This is a genomic window from Xanthovirga aplysinae (assembly GCF_009711365.1).
Classification (GTDB): domain Bacteria; phylum Bacteroidota; class Bacteroidia; order Cytophagales; family Cyclobacteriaceae; genus Xanthovirga; species Xanthovirga aplysinae.
In genome coordinates, this window is record NZ_SMMB01000116.1 from 1 (window position 1) to 386 (window position 386).

The 386-nt window shown below is 34.2% G+C and carries 1 protein-coding gene; it reads left to right on the plus strand.

The genetic code is table 11. The features are described 5' to 3' along the window. A partial coding sequence (locus tag E1171_RS00150; protein ID WP_155202977.1) for a phosphatase PAP2 family protein occupies positions 1–386 on the plus strand: 386 nt, incomplete at both ends.

Sequence of the window (386 nt, forward strand, 5' to 3'; positions counted from 1 at the left end):
ATAAACATTGGTTTCCTTTCAATTTTTATAGAATAGAGGATTATGTTCAATATGCACCCTTTATTATTTTATTTTCCCTTAAGCTATTGGGATTTCAGTCCCTAAGTGAAATTCGAAATCTGGCCTTGTTCTTTGTCCTTTCTGCTGCATTAGGACTCATCATAACCCATAGTTTAAAAGAAATTACGGATATGGCTAGACCACCTGGAAAAGGTATTTATTCTAGCTTATCATTTCCATCCGGACATACCTGTACAGCATTTATTGGTGCCACACTTTTGTTTAAAGAATATGGGCGGTTACATCTATTTATAGGTATACTAGCTTTTACTCTTTCTATCTTCGTAGGAATTTCCCGAATTATTAATCATGAACATTGGTTTCCT